Source organism: uncultured Leptotrichia sp. (genome assembly GCF_938036635.1).
GTDB classification, from domain to species: Bacteria; Fusobacteriota; Fusobacteriia; order Fusobacteriales; family Leptotrichiaceae; genus Leptotrichia; species Leptotrichia hongkongensis.
Genome location: NZ_CALHQO010000551.1, coordinates 1 through 1412, shown reverse-complemented (window position 1 = coordinate 1412; position 1412 = coordinate 1). Strand labels below are relative to the sequence as shown.

The 1412-nt window shown below is 27.9% G+C and carries 2 protein-coding genes; both read left to right on the top strand.

What is annotated here, in order from left to right:
* Positions 1-75: 75 nt before the first annotated feature.
* Complete coding sequence (locus Q0370_RS11130) at positions 76-573, top strand: methylated-DNA--[protein]-cysteine S-methyltransferase (RefSeq protein WP_299575716.1); 498 nt, start codon at positions 76-78, stop codon at positions 571-573.
* Between the two features lie 63 nt (positions 574-636).
* Positions 637-1412 (top strand): VOC family protein (locus Q0370_RS11125; RefSeq protein WP_299575714.1); only part of this gene is annotated, 776 nt, incomplete at its 3' end.

Here is a 1412-nt window from a genome sequence, read left to right as displayed (position 1 = left end):
TTTGAGTAAAATAGTCATAATTTTTGAGTTCTATTTTAAACTAGTTTTACTATAATTAAAGAAAGGCTGATAACAATGAAAAAAAATATCTATTTTTATGAAACCAATACTCCGATTGGAAAAATTGGACTTGCCACAACAGAAAATGATTCTCATATTACTGATGTAATCTGGAATTATGAAATTGAAAAATTGAAAAATGATGATAACTTTCAAATTAAAGAAACCAAGTTAATAAAAAAAGCAAAAAATCAGTTATTTGAGTATTTTTCCAAAAAGCGAAAAAATTTTGACTTGCCACTTCTAAAAGAAGGAACACCTTTTCAAATTTCCGTCTGGAACACTCTTGAAACAATCCCTTACGGCGAAACCCGTTCCTACAAGGACATCGCAATCACAATCAATAACGAAAAAGCAGTCCGTGCAGTCGGAATGGCAAACAATCGAAATAAAATCTCAATTTTTATTCCTTGCCATCGTGTAATTGGTGCGAATGGAAAGTTAGTCGGATATGGTGGAGGACTTCATATAAAGGAGTTTTTATTGGAACTGGAAGGTATTAAAATAAAATAGCAGATTATCAACAAATTGATTATAATATATTTGAATTTTGAAATTTTGAAAGAAGGAATATTAATGAATAATAAAAATTATGGATTAAATTTTAATTTTATAACTTTAAGAGTAAAAAATATCGAAAAAATGAGAGATTATTATTTAAAATTACTAAAAATGAAAGTTTTAAAAGATAAAAAAGAAAACGGAAAAAGAGAAATTACATTGGGAACTAATACAGCTCCTCTTATAAAAATGATTTCTTTTGGAAATGAAGTATTGAAAAACGATAACGAGACAAATGTATTTCATATTGCTTATTTACTGCTTGAGAGAAAAGATTTAGGAAATTTTTTAAGAAACTGTGCGAAAGAGCTAATCAAATTAGATGGAGTAGGGGATCACAATGTAAGTGAAGCCGTTTATTTGACAGATCCTGAAGGAAACGGTATTGAAGTTTATACAGACAGAGATTCTAATACTTGGAAATGGGAAAATGGACATGTTATAATGGGAACAGAAACTATTGATTTAGAAGATTTATTGAGAATTTCAGACAATCTTCCTGATTTTGAAATCCCTGAAAATACTAAAATTGGACATGTTCATCTTGAAACATTTGATCTTGAAAATGATAAAGACTTTTATATAAAAGCATTAGGACTTGAAATAGTATCGAAGTTACCAAAAGCATACTTTTTATCAACAGGTAAGTATCATCATCAATTTGGTATGAATCAATGGAACGGAAAAAGAAAGATTCCTAAAAATGATAATTCTACAGGTGTTGAAGAAATATATCTATCATTAGTTAAAGAAAAATTTGAAAAAAATTTCCCAAATATAAAAGAAAATAC